The following is a 17,703-nucleotide window of genomic DNA, read 5'->3' as shown; positions in this document are numbered from 1 at the left end:
GATAAGGATTCAGCTCTGATTGATAAGTCGATGAATCAACTGGCGTAAAAAATCCGCGTCCGGCGTACCGCTTTTCGGAAGAGGTTTGTTGTTTATGAACAACGTAGGAGTGGAATTGATCTTCAACCTTTCGGCCTCGTCCACTTCCCGATTGATCTGATCCCTGATTTTCGGAGAACCCATACAAGCTCGGAACTGATCCATCTTCAGACCGCTTTTTTCCGCGAGACGGGTTACGGTTACCGCAGTATGCATCACTCCCGCTTCGTTGTCGTCGTAAAGACCCGTATAAACCGGATAAAATTTATTTTGCTGATTTGCACAAAGCGCAGCACTTGCCGCCACACAGGAGCTTGCTTCCGGAGATTTTCTTCCGACAAGGCGATTGCAATTTCCATCCAACGGAAAATTCTTATAAGCGACTTTGATGATTCCGTCGTATTCACTCAGGAAAGATTTTAAAATCTTACTCGTGTGCATACAATGTCCGCAATTAAAGTCAGCGTATTTCACGATCGTAATCGGTGCGTTCGGATCTCCTACAATCGGAGCGTCTTTTAGGTCGATCGAAACCGTCGGAGTCGTTTCAAATTCCTTTAGTTGTTCCTGAACCGACTTTTCACCGTTAGCCGAAACCAGTCTCGCTCCGCCGGTGGAAATTTTCCCTCCGTAAAGACCCAACACAAAAAAGGAAAGAATCACGATGAGAAGATTTAAGGCATTTCCGCTTAAAGAATTCAGAACCCCCCGAATCGATTTATCGGAAAGAGATTTAAAATCGGGGAAGTTCACTGCAAGGAGTGCGATCGTTACGACGTACGTTGCGGCGCAAAGACCGCATAACGCTTTGATCACTCCCACCGAAATAATAAACAATCCCAAGTCGGCTACAAGACCGAAACTTAAAACATAAAACGCTAATCTAAGATTCGCTTCCGCGGTTTCTTTTTTGATTTCGGATAATACGAAAAGAAAACCTACGAAGCCGTAAAAAAGAAAACCGAACAACGCAATCGGAAGATCTCCGAGAACGGGAACGTTTCGAATCGCCGAATAAGAGCTTTCGGAAACCTTATCACAGGAACCGGATTCGCTGAGCGCGTTGCAGAGAGTTTCCCCGATCGAACTCGGATCACCGTAGTATTTTTGGATGAGTAAAAAAGAAAGAATCAATCCGATTACGGAAAGAATGATCGATATTTTATTTTTAGACAATTGGCTCATGAATATCCTCGATCCTTTGATCGATTTACCTTTATGTAAAGTTCCTTTCGAAATGAAAAGAAAAATCCAATTCTCTTGTCGGGTTTCCTTAAATGGATGAGATCGCCTCGGCAAGATCCAGTTTTCCTTCGTACAAAGCCTTTCCCGTAATCACGCCGAAGAGCGGAATTTTAGTTTTGAGTGAGGAAAGATCCATAAGATCTTTGAGAGAGGAAATTCCCCCGGAAGCGACGACTTGAAACGGATAAGAATTTAAAATCTCCCGATACGCTTCGAGATTCGGTCCGGCAAGAGTTCCGTCCTGGGCAATGTCCGTAAAGACAACGTGTTCGATTCCCGCCTTTGCGAGTTGATCCATAAGATCGTGATAATTAACGCCGGAGTCTTTTTCCCAACCCGCAATTTTTACGATCCCGTCCCTTGCATCCACTGCGACTATAACTCTTTCTTTTCCGTACGTTTCAAGAGCGTATTTCAAAAGATCCGGATCAGTGATCGCTGCGGTCCCGAGAATAAAACGATCGATTCCGATTTTATCATAATATTCTAATTTCTCTTTATCCCGGATCCCGCCGCCTAACTGAATTTTCAGGGAAGTTGTTTCGCGGATTTTCAAGATGGAAAGTTCGTTGATGCCGATTTGATTTCTGGCGCCGTTCAAATCGACTAGATGAAGTAAGGTCGCCCCGTTTTTAGCAAAACCTTCCGCAAGTTTCCAAGGTTCGGAAGAATAAATTTTCTTTTCCTCATAATTTCCCTTGAACAAACGAACTGCACAATTATCGAATAGATCGATGGCCGGAATGATAATCATACGAAACGAATGAAATTCTCCAAAAGTTTAAGTCCATGAGTATGAGATTTTTCGGGATGGAACTGAGTCCCGAAAATATTATTTTTTTCCACAACGGCCGGAAATTTTTCCTGGTAGTAATCGCAAAGCCCGGTAATCGCGTTTCCTTCCGTGTCGGTCGGTCTATAAGAATGAATGAAATAAAAAAAAGCCTCATCTCCGATCCCCTTCAAAAGAACGCTCTTATCCTTTCTACGAAGTCGAAGCCGGTTCCAACCGATATGCGGAACTTTAAAATCTTTTCCTTGAAACTTTTTGATCTTTCCTTTGATATATCCCAGACCTTCGATTTGTTCTTTTTGAGTACCTTGAGCGATTTCTTCGGAAGACTCGAAAAGAATTTGAAAGCCTATACAAATTCCAAAGAGAGGTTTTCCGGAATTTACGTGTTTATCAATCGTTTCCCGAAGTCCGGTCGAACTCAAATTCTCCATCGCCTTATCGAAATGTCCGTCGCCGGGCAATATTAGAGCTTTTGAATTTTCGATCGTTGTCCGATCTTTCGTAAAAACGAAATCTTTGGTATAAAGAGATACGGCTTTGATACAGGAATGAATGTTGCCCATTCCGTAATCTAGAATTGCTATCATTCTAGAACTCCTTTTGTGGAAGGAATCGCACCCGCAGCGGAAGAGTCGTGTGCGATCGCCATTCTGAGAGCCTTGCCCAAGGCCTTAAAAATAGATTCGTGAATATGATGTCTGTTATCTCCGTAATGAACGAGCACATGCAAATTCATCTTCGCGTTCAGCGCGAGCTTTTGTAAAAACTCCAAAGAAAGTTCCGCGTCATAAATTCCGAACTTACCCGTGAGCACGGGACCGGTGTATTTGAAAAAATATCGACCGCCCAGATCGACCGCGACCGTTGTCAAAACTTCATCCATGGTTAGAGTGAAATGTCCGTATCGAAAAATTCCCGCTTTGTCGCCTAACTGTTTATGAATCGTATTTCCCATCAAGATCGCCGTATCTTCGACGGAATGATGACAGTCGATTTCGATATCTCCTCTTAACCAGAGATTCAAATCGATCAATCCGTGTTTGGAGATATGAGAAAGCATATGTTCAAAAAAAGGAATCTCGGTATCGAATTGATATTTACCGGTTCCGTGGAGATTCATCTCCAATTTGATTTCGGTCTCGGAGGTTTTTCTTTCTGCTTTCATTCTAACTGGATCATAGTATCCGATCAACCTCCGTGTCAATGAATTCCAAAATAATGGATGACGGAAAACCCAAACCTACCCAGATTGTAAGAGTAGTTTCTTACTGCATTGCCGAAGTGGCGGAATTGGTAGACGCACTGGCTTCAGGTGCCAGCGATCGCAAGGTCGTGGGGGTTCGAGTCCCTTTTTCGGCAAAATTAATTATAACAATCAAACAATGGACTCGAAGCTTTCGAGCGAGAGCGTTTTGAGCTTCGGTAAGAAGCGAAAAAACGCGATGCGAATCCATGGATGGATGAGCACGCGAGAAAGACGCCGTGGAGCTTAATCCGTCAGGATGAAGGATTGCGAAACGGCGAGTCCCTTTTTCGGCAAAATTAATTTATGATTTTTCCGATCGCCGCGGATAAAGTCGCGATTCCCAACATTCCACCTAGGATCCAACGAGTTTGAATGGAAATGGTCTTGTGAATATCAGCGATAGACTTTTGCATTTCCGTTCTAAGTTCCGCGATCTCCGTTTTTAGCTCTGTACGAACACTGGAAATCTCAGTCTTTAACTCCGTTCTAAGATCTGCAATTTCCGTCCTAAGTTCTGCAATGTCTGTTTTCAATTCCGTTCTAAGATCTGCAATTTCCGTCCTAAGTTCTGCAATGTCTGTTTTTAACTCCGTTCTAAGATCTGCAATTTCCGTCCTAAGTTCTGCAATGTCTGTTTTCAATTCCGTTCTAAGTTCCGCGATCTCCGTTTTTAGCTCTGTACGAACACTGGAAATCTCAGTCTTTAACTCCGTTCTAAGTCCTGCAATGTCTGTTTTCAATTCCGTTCTAAGTCCTGCAATGTCTGTTTTCAATTCCGTTCTAAGATCTGCAATGTCGGTTTTTAACTCCGTACGAACATCGCCCAGTTCCTTTCGCATCTTGGCGGCTTCCGTTTCAGATCCGAATTGTACTCTGAAAATCTTAGAATTGAGTTCGCTGAAGCCGGTTTTCATTTCCGTACGCAACTCTGAAATTTCTCCCCGAACATTTATGATTTTAAGATCCATCTCATAACGAAGTTTTTCTATTTCTCCCGAAAAGGTAATTTTAACCGTTTCAATTGCAGAATGTAATCGTGAAATCTCGGTTTTTAACACCTTTTCAAATTGCTGAAAACCTGTTTCCAGAATCGAGTTTTTTGAAACCGTAAATGCTTCGTTCAAGAAAAGTAAAAATTGATCCTTTCCTTCCGGGCCCAGCAACTCTTCCATTCTGTTCGGGATTTTATGGATTAAGTCCATCAACATAATTTACTCCTTTGCCTGATTCGAGTTCAAGCGCATTTTTCTCTCCGTTTAATACGGTTCTCGAAATCGAAGGAGTGGACTTCAAAAAGAGATAAAAATTCGGTTTCTTTGAATTAGAATCTAGAATTCTGATAAAGCGAAAGTGGGTTATCCGTAGGCAAAACAAAAATCCATTGTAACAGTAACGTATGCATTCCCGCGCCGCCGCGTTTCAAAGCAAAGTAAAAGGTTCTTAAGATAAACTTTCATTTCTTAAGAATCAAAGTAGTTCATTTCATAAATCTGAAATCTTTTATAAGAGTAAGAATCGAACGGGTTCTTTTCAAATTTTAATATGAATTTCAAATCGGCGCTCAAAATAAAACTTGAGAACAATTCGTTTTCGATAGAATACTTTTCTTGAATTTATCCAATGAAATCCATAAATGGAATCGGATCGTCCTTAGAACGGAGATTTGAATTGGTTTCAAAGAAAACGATCAATACAAAAAAAATCAGCAATCACGAATCGGGAAGAAATCCGTCTCTCCTCAGTCCGAGAAAAGAACCTTCTCAAAAAAGATCCATCGATCGAGTCCAAAAGATTCTAGATGTAGTCGCCGATCTTTTGGAAAAACACGGAGCCGAGGCAATCACTACGAATATGATTGCGATCGAAGCCGGCATTCCGATCGGATCTTTGTATCAATATTTTCCCAACAAACACGCAGTCCTCAACGCGGTCGGGCAAAGACATTTGGAAAGAGTCAATTTAATGCTTTCCGAAATTTTCCAATCGAATCTTTCCCGAAAATCTTGGGAAAATTTGATCGACTCCGTAATCGATTCTTTTGCGAATTTTTACCTTACGGAACCCGGCTTTGCGCCTCTTTGGTCTTCGATGAAACAGGATCCGGAACTGATCGAAATCGATCGTGAAAATAATTTAAAAATCTCACAGAACGTTTCTATGATTCTTTCTCAATTTAACGTGGATCCGGCCGAAAATAGAATTATATCGAAAATTATCGTGGAAGTGACCGACGCGATTTTAAATCGCTGGATCCGAGAACAGAAAGATAAGGAATTTTCGGATAGAATGATTATCGAATTGAAGATCATTCTAAAATCTTATCTGACTCGATACTTACCCGGAGGACAAAAACGCTTTGATTCGGATTCTTCTTTTTGAATTTCCTTTAACCACATTTTTCGTTTTTTTAATGGTCGCGACTTTTTTTATTGTGAACATTTTTCTTCCGGAACATCTCATTCGACAATATTTCCTAAATCATCCCGGACAAATTCAACCCCTGTCTTGGATCGGAGCCGTGTTTTATCACGGAAGTTTAATACATTTATTCGGGAATGTTTTTTATCTTTTTTTCCTGGGAAGAGCGGTAGAATACAAGGCGGGAAAGGGAAGATGGCTTTTGTTCTTTTTTATGGCCGCTTTAGTTTCTTCTTTGTTGGATTCTTTTATCCGCGGTGTGATCTTGCGCGATTCGACTCCCGTGGTCGGGGCCTCGGGTGCGATCTCGGGAATCGCCGCGGTGGCCGCGTTACTTTCTCCGTTTTCTCTCCGTTTTAATCGGAAGAACATTCCCTTTCCGGTTTTTCTCGTGGCGTGGATCATGGTTTATTCCGACATCACAAATGTTTTTACCGAGGACGGAGTTGCACGGTGGGCGCATTTGGGCGGTTTCATTTCCGTAATTTTTGCCGCCTACTTTTTAAAACCGACGGAGCGAAAACAACTTCATTCCGGTTTTATTCTCAATTTGATATTTATCATTTTAACTTCGATTCTGGCATTCTTCTATTCAAACCGATGAACAAAGTTTGAACGTGTCGATTTAGGACGTAGGAAATCCGATGTTCTTAGATCCGTCTTTGAGCAATGGACGTAGGATTAAAAACAACGAACGACCTCGTATCCGGAATATTTTCTTAAATGTTTCCAAACCAACATACATTGCACTAGTTCTCATAGACGAGTTTTACAATGAAAATCGAAGTATAAACCGCATAACTCCCAACATATTACACATTCCCTTTTAAGTTCGCCGATCGAAGGCCCTGTAAAATAGGGAACCGAGATAAAAATGATTGTCAGTTAGGAAAAAGTATCAGCCCCTGTAGGAAACTCGGAGAACGAATTATACTTGAGCAAACACGGCTTTTTTCAAATCACTCAAAAGCTTTTCTTGAGAAAAGGGGACGAACTTTTGATTCTCAGAGATCGGAAATCCGGTTTGGGAGATCTTCCCGGCGGAAGGATGAACGAAGACGAATTTTTCGAAGATTGGACCCTGAGTATGAAACGCGAAATCGAGGAAGAATTGGGTTCGCAAGTCCGGATCCAAGTTTCTCCGAAACCCTTGTTCGTTCACAAACACAGGGTCAACGAGGGAAATTTCCCCTGCGTCATCATCGCTTATCACGCGGAATTTATCGAAGGAAAAATCATTCTTTCCGACGAGCACGATTATATCGCTTGGGAAAAAGTTCAATCCTACAAACCGAGTCCCTTGTTTACCGAATATATGCTCGACGCTGTGAATCTGTATCTTAAGGAATACGCATCTTTGGTGCATTAGAAAAAAATAATATGAATCCATTTTGGAAAAATGCAATCGTTTCCTTCGTTTTAATGCCGATTTTTTTAGGAATCGCGTATATCTTTTCCGGAAAACAGATTTCATCGGAACAATACAACACGCTCCCGCAAAAGGAATATCAAATCCTGAGCGACGGTTATGATCGAAACGCCGGAAACGTCGTAGTAGTTCAGCCGGAATGGAGGTTGGAAAATTTTTCCTCCGAGGAAAGATTTCTCAAATCGATCGAAATCCCTCTCAAACAAGCCAAACAAAAAGGACTTTTGAAAAAAAATACTCTCGTCGTTTTTCCTTCTCATACCGGAAGTTTTTTGTATTTTTTAAATTCCCGCCGGGAAGTTTTCGAAAAACCTACGCTGGAGAAAGCATTCCATTTTATTAAATTAGAAATTCTTTTTAAATCCATGTTCGGTTCGAATACGGGAAAAAAATCGGATCCTTACGCGGAACCGAGCGCGGTCTATTTAAGAATTTTTTCCAATCTTTCCAGAACCTACGGCGTTTATATTTTGCCCGGCTCGATTTTAATGCCGATCGAAAAACCGGATCCGGAAAGTTCCGATCCTACAGCCTGGCAGGAAGTCGTTTATATCTTCGATCCGAACAAACAGATTTCCCTTAAAGACAACGTTCTGACTCGAACCCCGACGGCAGCATGGAGGAAAAATTTAGCGGCGTTGAAATCCTCGGAGTCTTCAAACACGCCTAACGCAATCGAAGATAAATCTTTAGCAACCTATCAATTGCCGTTTGCAAGATTCGGAATTTTTTATCTCGAGGACTTTAAAAACCCGGAATTTCAAGAGAAGGTGAAAAAAACTTTCGTTTCAAGATTGCTCGCCATGGATGAAAGTTCCTCCGAAACGCAATTGAGAGAATGGGCTACTAAATCCAATATCGAATCCACGATTCGAATCATTCCTTCCGGTTCTTTTTTGGATAAGAACTACGACGGAGGAAGTTATATCAAAACAAGGTACGGTTTCCCGACTCCCCGCGTGAACACGAAAGAACCTTTGATCTTGAATTTGTTTTTATAATTTTAAGTTATCTCAAAATTTTTAGTAAGCAGATTTTTGACCGTTGAACTTACGTTATTTAACGTGAGTTCGGTATAACCAATGCGAAAGCGATTGAAGCGAGATCAACAAATTGAAATGACGAAAGAAAACCGTTTTTGATCGATCCATCAATTTGTTGATCAGAGCAGAAAGCGCGGTCCGGCCTGCCAAGGTCGGATTCGCCCAAACTTTCTTATACCGAATTCACGTTATTTACTACGAACTTCTTCGTAGAGTTTCCAGATGCTCCAGTCTTCAGGTTGAAAATCCAATTTGCTAAGGAACAACTGCCCGGGTTCCGTTTCACAAACGATTCGATCATCACCCGTCAAAAGAACACGCTCGCAAAGAATCGGAAGATTTTGACTTTTTTTCGCAGGTCCCCAAAGATGAACCTTCCCGGAATAACCGGATAGGAATTCGTTCTTCTTCGATAACTTCCAAGGATTGATTTCCTTTCTGCTCACCGTAAAAAGTTTTGTAACCGCCGGTTTACCTTTAGAAGAAAAATTAATTCTTCTAAGATGTAATTTTCCGATTTCACCGCCTATGTAATAGGCGTTTTCTCCGTTTCCATAATATAAGATCGGACTCAAAATATCCTTATCGATTTTCTCCGCCGTTTTTTGAGAAGGATGAAACCAATACAAATTGTATGCGCCCGCGTTTCCCGAAAAAATCAAAAAAGAATTTCCGGACGGATACATGAGAAAACGGGTTTTTAAATTAGGAAAAGGTGATACGATTTTTTCTTTGTTTAAAACTAGAACCGGCTTTCTAGGTTCGACGGTTTTTTCCTCGTATAGGTTATCATCCACAAAGTAATAAATTTTCGAACCGTCCGGCAAAATCGATCCTCGACTTTTACAGGAAACCTGAGCGCCCGCTTCGTAAGAAAGACTGGAATCCTTTAAGGAAATTGCAACGTATCTGCAACCGCCCGAAGCCTGCATCGTGTATTCGACCAAAGCGTAATTCGCGTTTTGAGAAAGAGAAAGGTTGGACGGAAGTTGATCCAAACTTCTGGAATTATTTTCTCCCGCTGCAAGATCTTGAAAAAAAATCTTTTGATCCTCGGTCCAAACGAGTTTTAAACGATCGTTGGAAAATTCTATGATCCGAGGCGAATCGGGAGCGTCCGTAGAAAGAAGTTCGTCCCTGTCTTTCGGAGATTGAAGTTTTTCCTTCAGCTTTTCGGAAGCCTTTTCGTACTTCTCTTGTTCTACGAGCTCCTGAATCTCTTCGATAAAAGTTTCGTGACTACTTTTACACAGATCGAAAAAAGTAATCATAAACAAAATCAGGATCGTATTCCTTTTTATAAGGTTCCGTCCCAAAGTCGAAACAGATCCCGACGCGCAAAAGTGCGCCGCTGAGTTCCCCGGCTTGACCTTTTTAATAAAGTAAAATAGAGTTTTGGGACACGTTGTAAAAAGAATCAATGCGATTTTATTTTTCAAAATAGATTCAAACTTCATAATATAATTATATCTTATCTCAAAAATTCTATATTTTGCATCATTACGCCGTTAAGCGACATTGTAATTATCTTTAAGATAGAAAAAAATTCCCCAGGTCTATTCTTCAAATTGACCCGTAAATTCCAATTCCTTTTGAAAAAGTTTAGCGGCCCTGTGTCCCGTTGTTTTCGTATCTAAAAACGAAATTCCTCCGTTCAGGATCGCGCCGATATACGGCAGCCACGCGTATTTCGCGGAAGAATTTCCTCCATTCTTGCGAAACAATTTCCATCCGAGATGAAATCCGATCGAACGCAAAATTTCCAAAGACGCAGGTCTAACTAAAACCCGGCTGCCCGCGTCTCTGACGATCGATCGTATCAAAGCGTGATTTTTATCGGGAAAGATACAATAACTCATGATTTCGGGGGATACCTGAGATTCTTTTCCGTAAAGTGCGGCGATATCTTTTACAAGATGACCTTGGATTCTATAGAATAGAATCATTTCGGGCAACAAAGTCAGATAACCAAGATGTCTTTTCGGAATGGAAAGTCCGGCGCTGATCGCTCCGGCTCGGATGGCGGCCTTCTGAATACATTCTTGAATGAAATCGTCCGGATCGCCCACGGTTTTACCGAACGGACTTCTGTATCCCCGGAGATCCGTCAGTAAGGATAAGAATTTTTCAGAAAAAGCTTCTGCGACGGAAATATGGTTTTCCATAGAGTGCGTTGATTTACAAAGGAAAGGTCGAGTTCATTCAATGATAGATAGACTTGAAAAAATACAAGAAAAATACCTTCGAATCAGCGAAGAGTTGAATCTGGCAAAAGATCCTTCTTCACTGAAAAATCTTTACAAAGAAAGATCCAGACTGACTCCTCTCTATCTCAAAGTGGAAGAGTATCTCAAAATCCATAAAGATAGAAAGGACGCGGAAGAATTGATTCGGTCCGAAAAGGACGAAGAAATGCATTCCATGCTCAAAGAAGAAATTCGTCAGGCGGGTGAAAGACTCGACGAGTTGGAAAAGGAACTTGAAATTTTACTCTTAACTCCGGACCTCCATTCCGGAAAAAATATTCTCGTAGAAATCAGAGCCGGAACCGGCGGAGAAGAAGCCGGACTTTTTGTAGCGGATCTTTTTAGAATGTATTCCAAATTCGCGGACAAACAAAAAATCAAAACCGAAATCATCGATTCTTCCCCAACGGGAATCGGAGGTTTGAAAGAAATTATTTTTGCGTTGGAAGACGATCGCGCTTACGACCTTTTCAAGTTCGAAGGTGGAACCCATCGAGTTCAAAGAATTCCAAGTACCGAGTCCGGCGGAAGAATTCATACCAGCGCGGTGACCGTTGCGGTTCTTCCCGAAGCCGACGAGGAAGAAGTGGAGATTAACGAAAAAGATCTTCGAATCGACGTTTATCGTTCCTCAGGGGCCGGAGGTCAGCACGTAAACACGACAGACTCGGCGGTTCGAATCACTCACATTCCGACCGGGGTTGTGGTCGCTTGTCAGGATGAAAAATCTCAACATAAAAACAAAGCCAAGGCTTTGAGAATTTTGAGCGCGAGAATTCTGGAAAAACAAGCCGAAGATAAAAAACAAGCTTCGGACGCGATCAAGAAGCAGATGGTCGGAAGCGGAGATCGTTCCGAACGAGTTAGAACTTACAACTTTCCACAAGGAAGATGTACGGATCATAGAATCGGTTTTACGAGTCACAATCTTTCCGCGATCATGGAAGGTGATCTGGACGAGCTGATCGGAGCCTTGACCGAAGAAGACAGAGCGCGTAAAATTTCAGAAACTCAGGCTCATTGAAAAATTTCGATCAATTTACGGATTGAAAAATCCGCAATCGATCGGCGACTGGAATCAATAGAGATGTTAAAAGAAATCAACGAACCCCACCGAACGTTTTGCGGAGAAAGAATTCCGTTCGAGAACATTCACGCGGTTTCCGTAAGCCTTCCTCATTTGGCGGATGTGATCGGATATGAGGAAAAAAGAACGGAAACACTTTCCAGGCTGAAATCGGGTTATCCGAGATTTGTGGCGCATTCTTATATCGCGAGAATTTTGGATTACAATCGCGAAGTCAAAAAAATCAACACACCTCAATTTATCGTCTCCTCCGAAAAAGCGGCGAACACGATCATACAAAAATTCTCCATTCAAAAATATGAAATCATAGAGGACGAAGGAATCATAACGTTAGTCATTCCCAATCTGAAGGATTTGGAAAAAGAAATTCTTTCCTTCATTCAACATACCGGATGTCTTGCATCTTCGAGAATGGCCGAGGACTTTCTTTTAAAAAAGGGGATCTTACAGGAAATTTTTAGAGAGAAGGTGGAAAAGGAAAATCCGGTTCGGAAAATTATTTCCACGTTATCTTCCTTTTACGGGAATCTAAATCCTGAAATTCTTCTTTGTGTTTCGGGAATGAACGGAGTTTATTCCGCCTTTGAATCCTTGGATCGGATTCAAAGAAAAAAAGGAAAAACGATTTGGATTCGTCTCGGTTGGCTTTACGTAGACAATATTAGAATTTTAGAAAAATATACGAAAGATTCCTACGTGATCCATAACGCGACGGACCTGAATGACTTAGAAGAATTTCTAAAAAAGAATGCGGAACAAGTTGTGGGAATCATCACGGAATGCCCGACCAATCCTCTCCTTTTAGTTCCCGATTATGAAAAACTAAAATCCATCGTGGATCGATATCAAATCCCGTTGATCGCGGATATCTCCGTTGCGGGTTCGGCGGTGATCAACATTCTTCCTTACGTGGACGTAGTCGTGGAAAGTTTGACTAAGTTCGCTTGTGGAAACGGAGATCTTATGATGGGAGCGATCGTTTTAAACAAAAACTCTCGATGGTTTTCCGAAATTCTTCCTTTGTGCAAAGAATGGATCGAAGAACCTTACTTTAGAGATTGTGAAAGACTCGCCTACGAAATCCAAGGTTACGAAGAAAGAGTTCTTAAGATCAGCGCCAACGTAAAAAAACTCGCGGCATTTTTTTCGCAACAACCGGGAATCAGAAACGTATTCTGGACCGGATCGGCGGATTCCTCCAAAAACTTCGAAAAGATCGTTAGAATTCCCGGAATTCAATCCGGAGTTCTATCGATCGAACTTTCAATTCCATTAGAAAAGTTTTATGATCGACTTGCCTTACTCAAAGGACCGAGTTTCGGAACCGAATTCACTCTCAATATGCTCTACGTCTATTTGGCCCACTACGAATTGGTGACCGAAGAAGAAGGAAGAAAATTCCTAAAGGAAAACGGGTTGGATCCGAACTTGATCCGAATCTCCGTCGGTACCGAGGACGCGGATCTTTTGATCCAAGAATACAAAAAAGCTCTGGAAGTTTAAACTCTTTTACCTTACTTGAGTTTACGTGTAATCCGAAAGATTCTTCAGATCAAATTGACCGAAAGAGGAATGTGAATTTTAAACTGAGTTCCTTTTATGGAATCGGACGAAAAATCGATTTTACCGCCCAATTGTCTTACGAGTATATTCACAAGTTTTAATCCAAGGGTGTTGGAATCTTCCAAATCGAAACCGGAAGGCATACCGACTCCGTTGTCCTCGATCCGCATTTCCAAATTTTCATCCGATTTGGAAAATGAAACCCGCAGCTCCGGTTTTTTCGTAGTCGATTCTCCTTCCGGAAAAGCGTATTTTAGAGAATTTGAAACTAGTTCGTTGATGATCAATCCGATAGGAATCGCACGATTGACGGTGATATCCAAAGATTCCAATAAGGTTATCAACTCGACGGACTCCGATTTTCCGTAAACTTGAAAGAGTTGGTTTAAAAGTTTTTCGATATATACGGAATATTGAATCTTCCCCAAATTCTCCGATTGATAAAGTTCCTCGTGAATCATGGACATCGTTCTGAGTCGATTTTGACTTTCCATAAAAACGGAAAGGCTTTGTTTGTCCTGAACGTAATCGGACTGCATGGACAATAACGAGGAAATCACTTGAAGATTATTTTTCACTCTATGGTGAATTTCTTTCAACATAACCTCCTTTTCATCCAGAGAAAGCTGTAGCTTTCTTTCGGTGGACTTGATGTCCGTAAAATCAAGAAGGGTTACGATCACACTCGAAAGGGAGGATTCGAACCCGGGCGGAACGGACCAACGAATTTTGATGTCGAGCCTCGTGTTGTCCTGGATCCTAAACCCGACTTCCACTTCGTAAAAATAAGACTTTTCACGAATTTTTCTCAAAACGATTCTGAAAACCTTGAAGTTATCCTGACTGAAAAAACGTTTCCAATTTTTATAAACCGCATCCGCGGACTCGACTCTCAACAAGTTTACGGTTTCTTGATTGACTCCGATCACCTGAATCGAATCGAAACAAAGCCGAACAAAATCGGGATGCGCTTCCACGTAATCCGTGAACGCATCCCCTTGAAGATCCGTAGGCAAGGTATCCAAAACCCGTTTGAGTTCGGAATAATCCGCTTCGATGATCGCAACGGGAAGATGTTCGAACAATCCCATATATCGAATCTGACTTTTTTCAAGAGCGGCTCTCGCTTCGTTCTTCTCCTGAATTTCTTCCCGAAGGACTTCATTGGAATGAAGAAGTTCGTGAGTTCTTTTTTCAACCTTTCCCTCCAGACTTTGATGGGAAATTCTGAGTTGATTCTCCGCCTCCTTTCTTTCGTTTACCATACTCACAACGAGCAAACTCGTGATCGACAACGCCGCGATAAAAAATTGAAGGAGAATGTTAGATGTGTTTACGGATTCGGCGTGGAACTGCGGAGATCCCGAGATCGTTCCCAAAATCGCGATAATGGAAGAAAGTATAACCGCCAAACTACTGGCTCTTTCCCCCAATCGAAACGCGGACCAAAGAATCAATGGAATTAAGATATAACCTAAGGGATAACCGAAAGATATAATCGGTGTGACCAAATCAAAAGACGTAAGTGAAAAGAAAACGATCAAAAGAAGAAGTACCGTGGATTCTAAAAATTCTTTCCATCGAGGCATTGAATAATCCCCTCGAAACCAGAAAAGAATAAACGGCGCTCCGATATAAACTCCGAGTGCGTCTCCGATCCACCAAGTCATCCAACTATGACGAATTGAGGAAAGTTCCATCTTTCCTAAAAAATACATAGAGGCCACGGAACCGGTCGAACTGATCATACATACGATCGCTTCGATAAAAATAAAAAGAAATACGAACTGAGTACGATCCGAAATTTTGTATCCGGGAATTTTACGGGAAATTACGACCTTTCCCATGTAACTTTGAAACGCAGAAAAAAAGCCGATTAAAAAACTAAGATATAAATTTTTTTCGGCGTCGATCCACACTCCCGACAATAAATCCGTTCCCGAACTGGAAAGAAAAGAGGCTAAAAAAACTCCTAAGATCGCATAATTTCCGAAAAGCAAAGTGAAACCGAGAGCCGCTCCCGAAGCGGGCCAAATCGAGGATGTATAACCCGGATAAATCGCGGTATTTTTTCCGATTTGCGCGAGGACGTAATAGATGGATCCGGAAATGAAAATGATTCCCGAGATTCGTATTATTTCTTTGAAACGAAGAGACAAAATGATTCATCCAGATTAAATTTGTTTTAAAATGAGAATCGAAGAGTTCCTATTCTCTGACCAGCCTTTTATGATTTTTGACGAAGGATTCCATCCTTTCGGAAAAATTATCTTCCGTAATCCCGTTAAAACGATCGAGGTTCATCGTTTCGATACGTTGTTAGTTTCACTTAACGAAATAAACGATTATCTAAAACAAGGATATTATGTAGCGGGTTTTATTTCTTACGAGGTAGGTTATTTCTTTTTCGATATGAATTGGAAAGAAACCGAAACGGTTTCACCGCTTTTATATTTTGCGGTTTTTCAAAACCCGGAAAAACTTTCGGAAATTCAAGCGGAACCTTCGCAAAATTACGGCTTTTATATTTCTTCGACTCCGAACCGTGAAACCTATTTTCAAAATTTGGATAGGATTCGAAACAAACTTTATCAGGGAGAAATTTATCAAATTAATTATACCGATAAAATCTCCTTCGATTTTGAAGGAGATATATTATCGTTTTATAAAATACTCACGCAAAGACAACCAGTCCCCTACGGCTGTTGGATTCGACTTCCGGACTTGGACGTACTTTCTTTTTCACCGGAACTTTTTTTCGAAAAAAAGGGAAAAACTCTAATCACCAAACCGATGAAAGGAACGTACAAAAGAGGTAAGTCCGAAGAAGAAGACGACAAAAACGTTCGAATTCTTATGAATTCCGAAAAGGAAAAAGCGGAAAATCTGATGATTACGGATCTAATGCGGAACGACCTCGGAAAAATCAGCAAAAAAGGAAGCGTTCAAGTTCAAGCCTTGTTTTCCGTGGAAAAATACAAAACGATTTTTCAAATGACGAGTACGATCCGATCGGAACTTTCAAACTCGGTCGAATGGAAGGATATTTTCAAAGAACTTTTTCCCGGCGGATCCATCACCGGCGCGCCGAAACTCAGAGCGATGCAGTTGATCCAACAATTGGAAAAACCGAGAGGAATTTACACGGGTGCGATCGGAGTCATTCAACCGAATCAAAACGCGGTTTTTTCGATCGGAATCCGAACTCTGGAATTAAAAAAAGGAAAAGGAAATATCGGAATCGGTTCGGGAATCACCTGGGATTCCGATCCTGAAAAAGAATGGCTCGAAATTTTGGAAAAGGCGAAATTTTTCACCGAAGCGCCGCAGAGATTTTCCCTTTTTGAAACTATACTTTATAAAAATAGAATATTCTATTTTTTGAAAGAACATTTGGAGAGAATCAAAAAATCCGCCGAGGTTTTCCGGTTTCCATTTTCGGAAAAGGAATGGAATTCCGTTCTAAAACAAATCGCCTCAAACTGTTCGGATCCGATCCCCTATCGTATCAAAATCAGCCTGAATTCCTTCGGAAAATTCAGTTTTGAATCGCACACACTTTCCCCGTTTCGAAAAGAAGGAATTCTACGGATCGGCAAAACTGAAATCGACTCCTCTTCCGAGTTTAGAAAACACAAAACGAATCTGAGGGAAACATACGATCGGGAACTCGGCAGGGACGCGGGTTATATCGACGTTCTATTTTTAAATGAAAAAAAAGAAATCACCGAAGGAAGTATCTGCAACGTATTCGTAAAAATCGGAAATTCTTATTTTACACCTCCGATTTCTTCGGGAGTTCTTCCGGGTGTTTTTCGAGGCCGCCTTTTAAAACGAAAAGGGTTTTATGAAAAAATTCTTTCCTTGGATGATTTGCGACGATCGGACTCGATATTTCTCTGCAACTCTCTCCGCGGAATTTTGAAAGTAAAAGAAGTCCGGGATTCAGCAAACAAATAACGCCGGAATCTAGTTGCGAAAATCAAACGGAATTCTAAACTTTTAAGTATGAGAACTTTCCTCGGAATATCCGTTCCGGAAGAAGTGAAAGAACAGCTAACTTCGATTTGTTTCGGCCTCCCCGACGTACGATGGGTGCCGAAAGAAAATTTTCACGTTACTTTGGCTTTCTTAGGCGAACAATCCGCCGACCGGATCGATGTTTTATCCGACTTCTGTTCGCGGATTTCTTTTCCGGAATTCGATCTGAGTCTAAAGTCGGTGGGGACTTTCGGAAAACAAAAATCTCCTTCGATTCTTTTTGCGGCTCTCCGTCCTTCCCCCGAACTTTTACAACTTCAGAAAAATTTAGATTCGGGCGCTCGCAGATTCGGTTTTTCTCCGGATCGACAAGATTATCATCCTCATCTTACGATCGGTCGTTTTAAAAATTCGAACGTGACAAGAGTGTCGACGTATTTGGAGGAATTTGCGGATTTTACTTCTTCGAACTTTAGAGTTTCCGAATTTCATATTTATTCTTCCCAAAACTTTTCGGACGGGCCGTTCTATTCCATCGAAGAATCTTTTTCACTTTTACCGTCTTACAAGAATCATGAGAGCGTCGAATCGTAAAGGCGCAGAATGGGAA

General features: G+C 41.4%; 16 protein-coding genes and 1 tRNA gene. 9 read left to right on the top strand and 8 right to left on the bottom strand.

Going from position 1 to position 17,703, the window contains the following annotated elements; genetic code table 11:
- Nucleotides 1–9: 9 nt before the first annotated feature.
- The 4 genes from LEP1GSC060_RS11320 to hisB form a co-directional block, all read right to left on the bottom strand.
- Complete coding sequence (locus LEP1GSC060_RS11320; RefSeq protein ID WP_003004459.1) at nucleotides 10–1,224, bottom strand: vitamin K epoxide reductase/DsbA family protein; 1,215 nt, start codon at nucleotides 1,222–1,224, stop codon at nucleotides 10–12.
- Nucleotides 1,225–1,312: 88 nt separating this feature from the next.
- The gene (gene hisA, locus LEP1GSC060_RS11315; RefSeq protein ID WP_003004813.1) at nucleotides 1,313–2,038 is read right to left on the bottom strand and encodes a 1-(5-phosphoribosyl)-5-[(5-phosphoribosylamino)methylideneamino]imidazole-4-carboxamide isomerase; all 726 of its coding nucleotides are present in this window, start codon (nucleotides 2,036–2,038) and stop codon (nucleotides 1,313–1,315) included.
- On the bottom strand, nucleotides 2,035–2,667 hold the full coding sequence (gene hisH / locus LEP1GSC060_RS11310; RefSeq protein WP_003004190.1) for an imidazole glycerol phosphate synthase subunit HisH: 633 nt from the start codon (nucleotides 2,665–2,667) through the stop codon (nucleotides 2,035–2,037). The genes hisA and hisH overlap by 4 nt, the downstream gene beginning before the upstream one ends.
- The gene (gene hisB, locus LEP1GSC060_RS11305) at nucleotides 2,664–3,284 is read right to left on the bottom strand and encodes an imidazoleglycerol-phosphate dehydratase HisB (RefSeq protein WP_036096222.1); all 621 of its coding nucleotides are present in this window, start codon (nucleotides 3,282–3,284) and stop codon (nucleotides 2,664–2,666) included. The genes hisH and hisB overlap by 4 nt, the downstream gene beginning before the upstream one ends.
- Before the next feature lie 71 nt (nucleotides 3,285–3,355).
- Between hisB and LEP1GSC060_RS11300 the strand changes: the two genes are divergently transcribed.
- A tRNA-Leu gene (locus LEP1GSC060_RS11300) sits at nucleotides 3,356–3,439 on the top strand.
- Nucleotides 3,440–3,622: 183 nt separating this feature from the next.
- Here LEP1GSC060_RS11300 and LEP1GSC060_RS11295 read toward each other — a convergent pair.
- Nucleotides 3,623–4,534 (bottom strand): LA_3696 family protein, encoded by a 912-nt coding sequence (locus tag LEP1GSC060_RS11295; protein WP_003004930.1) that lies wholly within the window; start codon nucleotides 4,532–4,534, stop codon nucleotides 3,623–3,625.
- 460 nt (nucleotides 4,535–4,994) lie between these two features.
- Here LEP1GSC060_RS11295 and LEP1GSC060_RS11290 point away from each other — a divergent pair, with 460 nt between their 5' ends.
- The 4 genes from LEP1GSC060_RS11290 to LEP1GSC060_RS11275 all read left to right on the top strand — a co-directional run bounded on the left by LEP1GSC060_RS11290 (nucleotide 4,995) and on the right by LEP1GSC060_RS11275 (nucleotide 8,174).
- Nucleotides 4,995–5,705: a TetR/AcrR family transcriptional regulator gene (locus LEP1GSC060_RS11290; protein ID WP_003004368.1), complete on the top strand. Its 711-nt coding sequence runs from the start codon at nucleotides 4,995–4,997 to the stop codon at nucleotides 5,703–5,705.
- Nucleotides 5,683–6,348, top strand: coding sequence for a rhomboid family intramembrane serine protease (locus tag LEP1GSC060_RS11285; protein WP_003004916.1), 666 nt, complete (start codon nucleotides 5,683–5,685; stop codon nucleotides 6,346–6,348). Before LEP1GSC060_RS11290 ends, LEP1GSC060_RS11285 begins: the two co-directional genes overlap by 23 nt.
- Before the next feature lie 330 nt (nucleotides 6,349–6,678).
- Nucleotides 6,679–7,113 (top strand): NUDIX hydrolase, encoded by a 435-nt coding sequence (locus LEP1GSC060_RS11280; RefSeq protein ID WP_003004119.1) that lies wholly within the window; start codon nucleotides 6,679–6,681, stop codon nucleotides 7,111–7,113.
- Nucleotides 7,114–7,124: 11 nt separating this feature from the next.
- A complete protein-coding gene (locus tag LEP1GSC060_RS11275; protein ID WP_003004742.1) occupies nucleotides 7,125–8,174 on the top strand; it encodes a carbon-nitrogen hydrolase family protein in 1,050 nt (349 codons plus the stop codon).
- A 230-nt stretch (nucleotides 8,175–8,404) separates the two neighbouring features.
- On the opposite strand, the gene LEP1GSC060_RS11270 is transcribed toward LEP1GSC060_RS11275, so the two are convergent.
- Together LEP1GSC060_RS11270 and LEP1GSC060_RS11265 are read right to left on the bottom strand one after the other, a co-directional pair.
- Entirely contained in the window at nucleotides 8,405–9,487 is a 1,083-nt protein-coding gene (locus LEP1GSC060_RS11270) for a hypothetical protein (protein ID WP_420805481.1), read from the bottom strand.
- 285 nt (nucleotides 9,488–9,772) lie between these two features.
- Nucleotides 9,773–10,381 (bottom strand): hypothetical protein, encoded by a 609-nt coding sequence (locus LEP1GSC060_RS11265; protein ID WP_003004795.1) that lies wholly within the window; start codon nucleotides 10,379–10,381, stop codon nucleotides 9,773–9,775.
- A gap of 40 nt (nucleotides 10,382–10,421) precedes the next feature.
- Between LEP1GSC060_RS11265 and prfA the strand changes: the two genes are divergently transcribed.
- Together prfA and LEP1GSC060_RS11255 are read left to right on the top strand one after the other, a co-directional pair.
- Nucleotides 10,422–11,486: a peptide chain release factor 1 gene (prfA, locus tag LEP1GSC060_RS11260; protein ID WP_003004507.1), complete on the top strand. Its 1,065-nt coding sequence runs from the start codon at nucleotides 10,422–10,424 to the stop codon at nucleotides 11,484–11,486.
- Between the two features lie 63 nt (nucleotides 11,487–11,549).
- A complete protein-coding gene (locus LEP1GSC060_RS11255) occupies nucleotides 11,550–13,052 on the top strand; it encodes an aminotransferase class I/II-fold pyridoxal phosphate-dependent enzyme (RefSeq protein WP_003004726.1) in 1,503 nt (500 codons plus the stop codon).
- A 44-nt stretch (nucleotides 13,053–13,096) separates the two neighbouring features.
- Here LEP1GSC060_RS11255 and LEP1GSC060_RS11250 read toward each other — a convergent pair whose 3' ends face one another.
- Nucleotides 13,097–15,271 carry an MASE1 domain-containing protein gene (locus tag LEP1GSC060_RS11250; RefSeq protein ID WP_003004758.1) on the bottom strand — a complete coding sequence of 725 codons (2,175 nt, stop codon included), beginning with the start codon at nucleotides 15,269–15,271 and terminating at the stop codon, nucleotides 13,097–13,099.
- 31 nt (nucleotides 15,272–15,302) lie between these two features.
- Between LEP1GSC060_RS11250 and pabB the strand changes: the two genes are divergently transcribed.
- Both pabB and thpR read left to right on the top strand, forming a co-directional pair.
- Nucleotides 15,303–17,072 carry an aminodeoxychorismate synthase component I gene (gene pabB, locus LEP1GSC060_RS11245; RefSeq protein WP_036096219.1) on the top strand — a complete coding sequence of 590 codons (1,770 nt, stop codon included), beginning with the start codon at nucleotides 15,303–15,305 and terminating at the stop codon, nucleotides 17,070–17,072.
- Nucleotides 17,073–17,120: 48 nt separating this feature from the next.
- Complete coding sequence (thpR, locus tag LEP1GSC060_RS11240; RefSeq protein WP_003004523.1) at nucleotides 17,121–17,687, top strand: RNA 2',3'-cyclic phosphodiesterase; 567 nt, start codon at nucleotides 17,121–17,123, stop codon at nucleotides 17,685–17,687.
- Nucleotides 17,688–17,703: the final 16 nt, after the last annotated feature.

The sequence above is a fragment of the Leptospira weilii serovar Ranarum str. ICFT genome, assembly GCF_000332415.1.
GTDB classification, from domain to species: Bacteria; Spirochaetota; Leptospiria; order Leptospirales; family Leptospiraceae; genus Leptospira; species Leptospira weilii_A.
The sequence above is the reverse complement of the archived record's forward strand: the minus strand, read 5'-3'. Positions and strand labels throughout refer to the sequence as shown.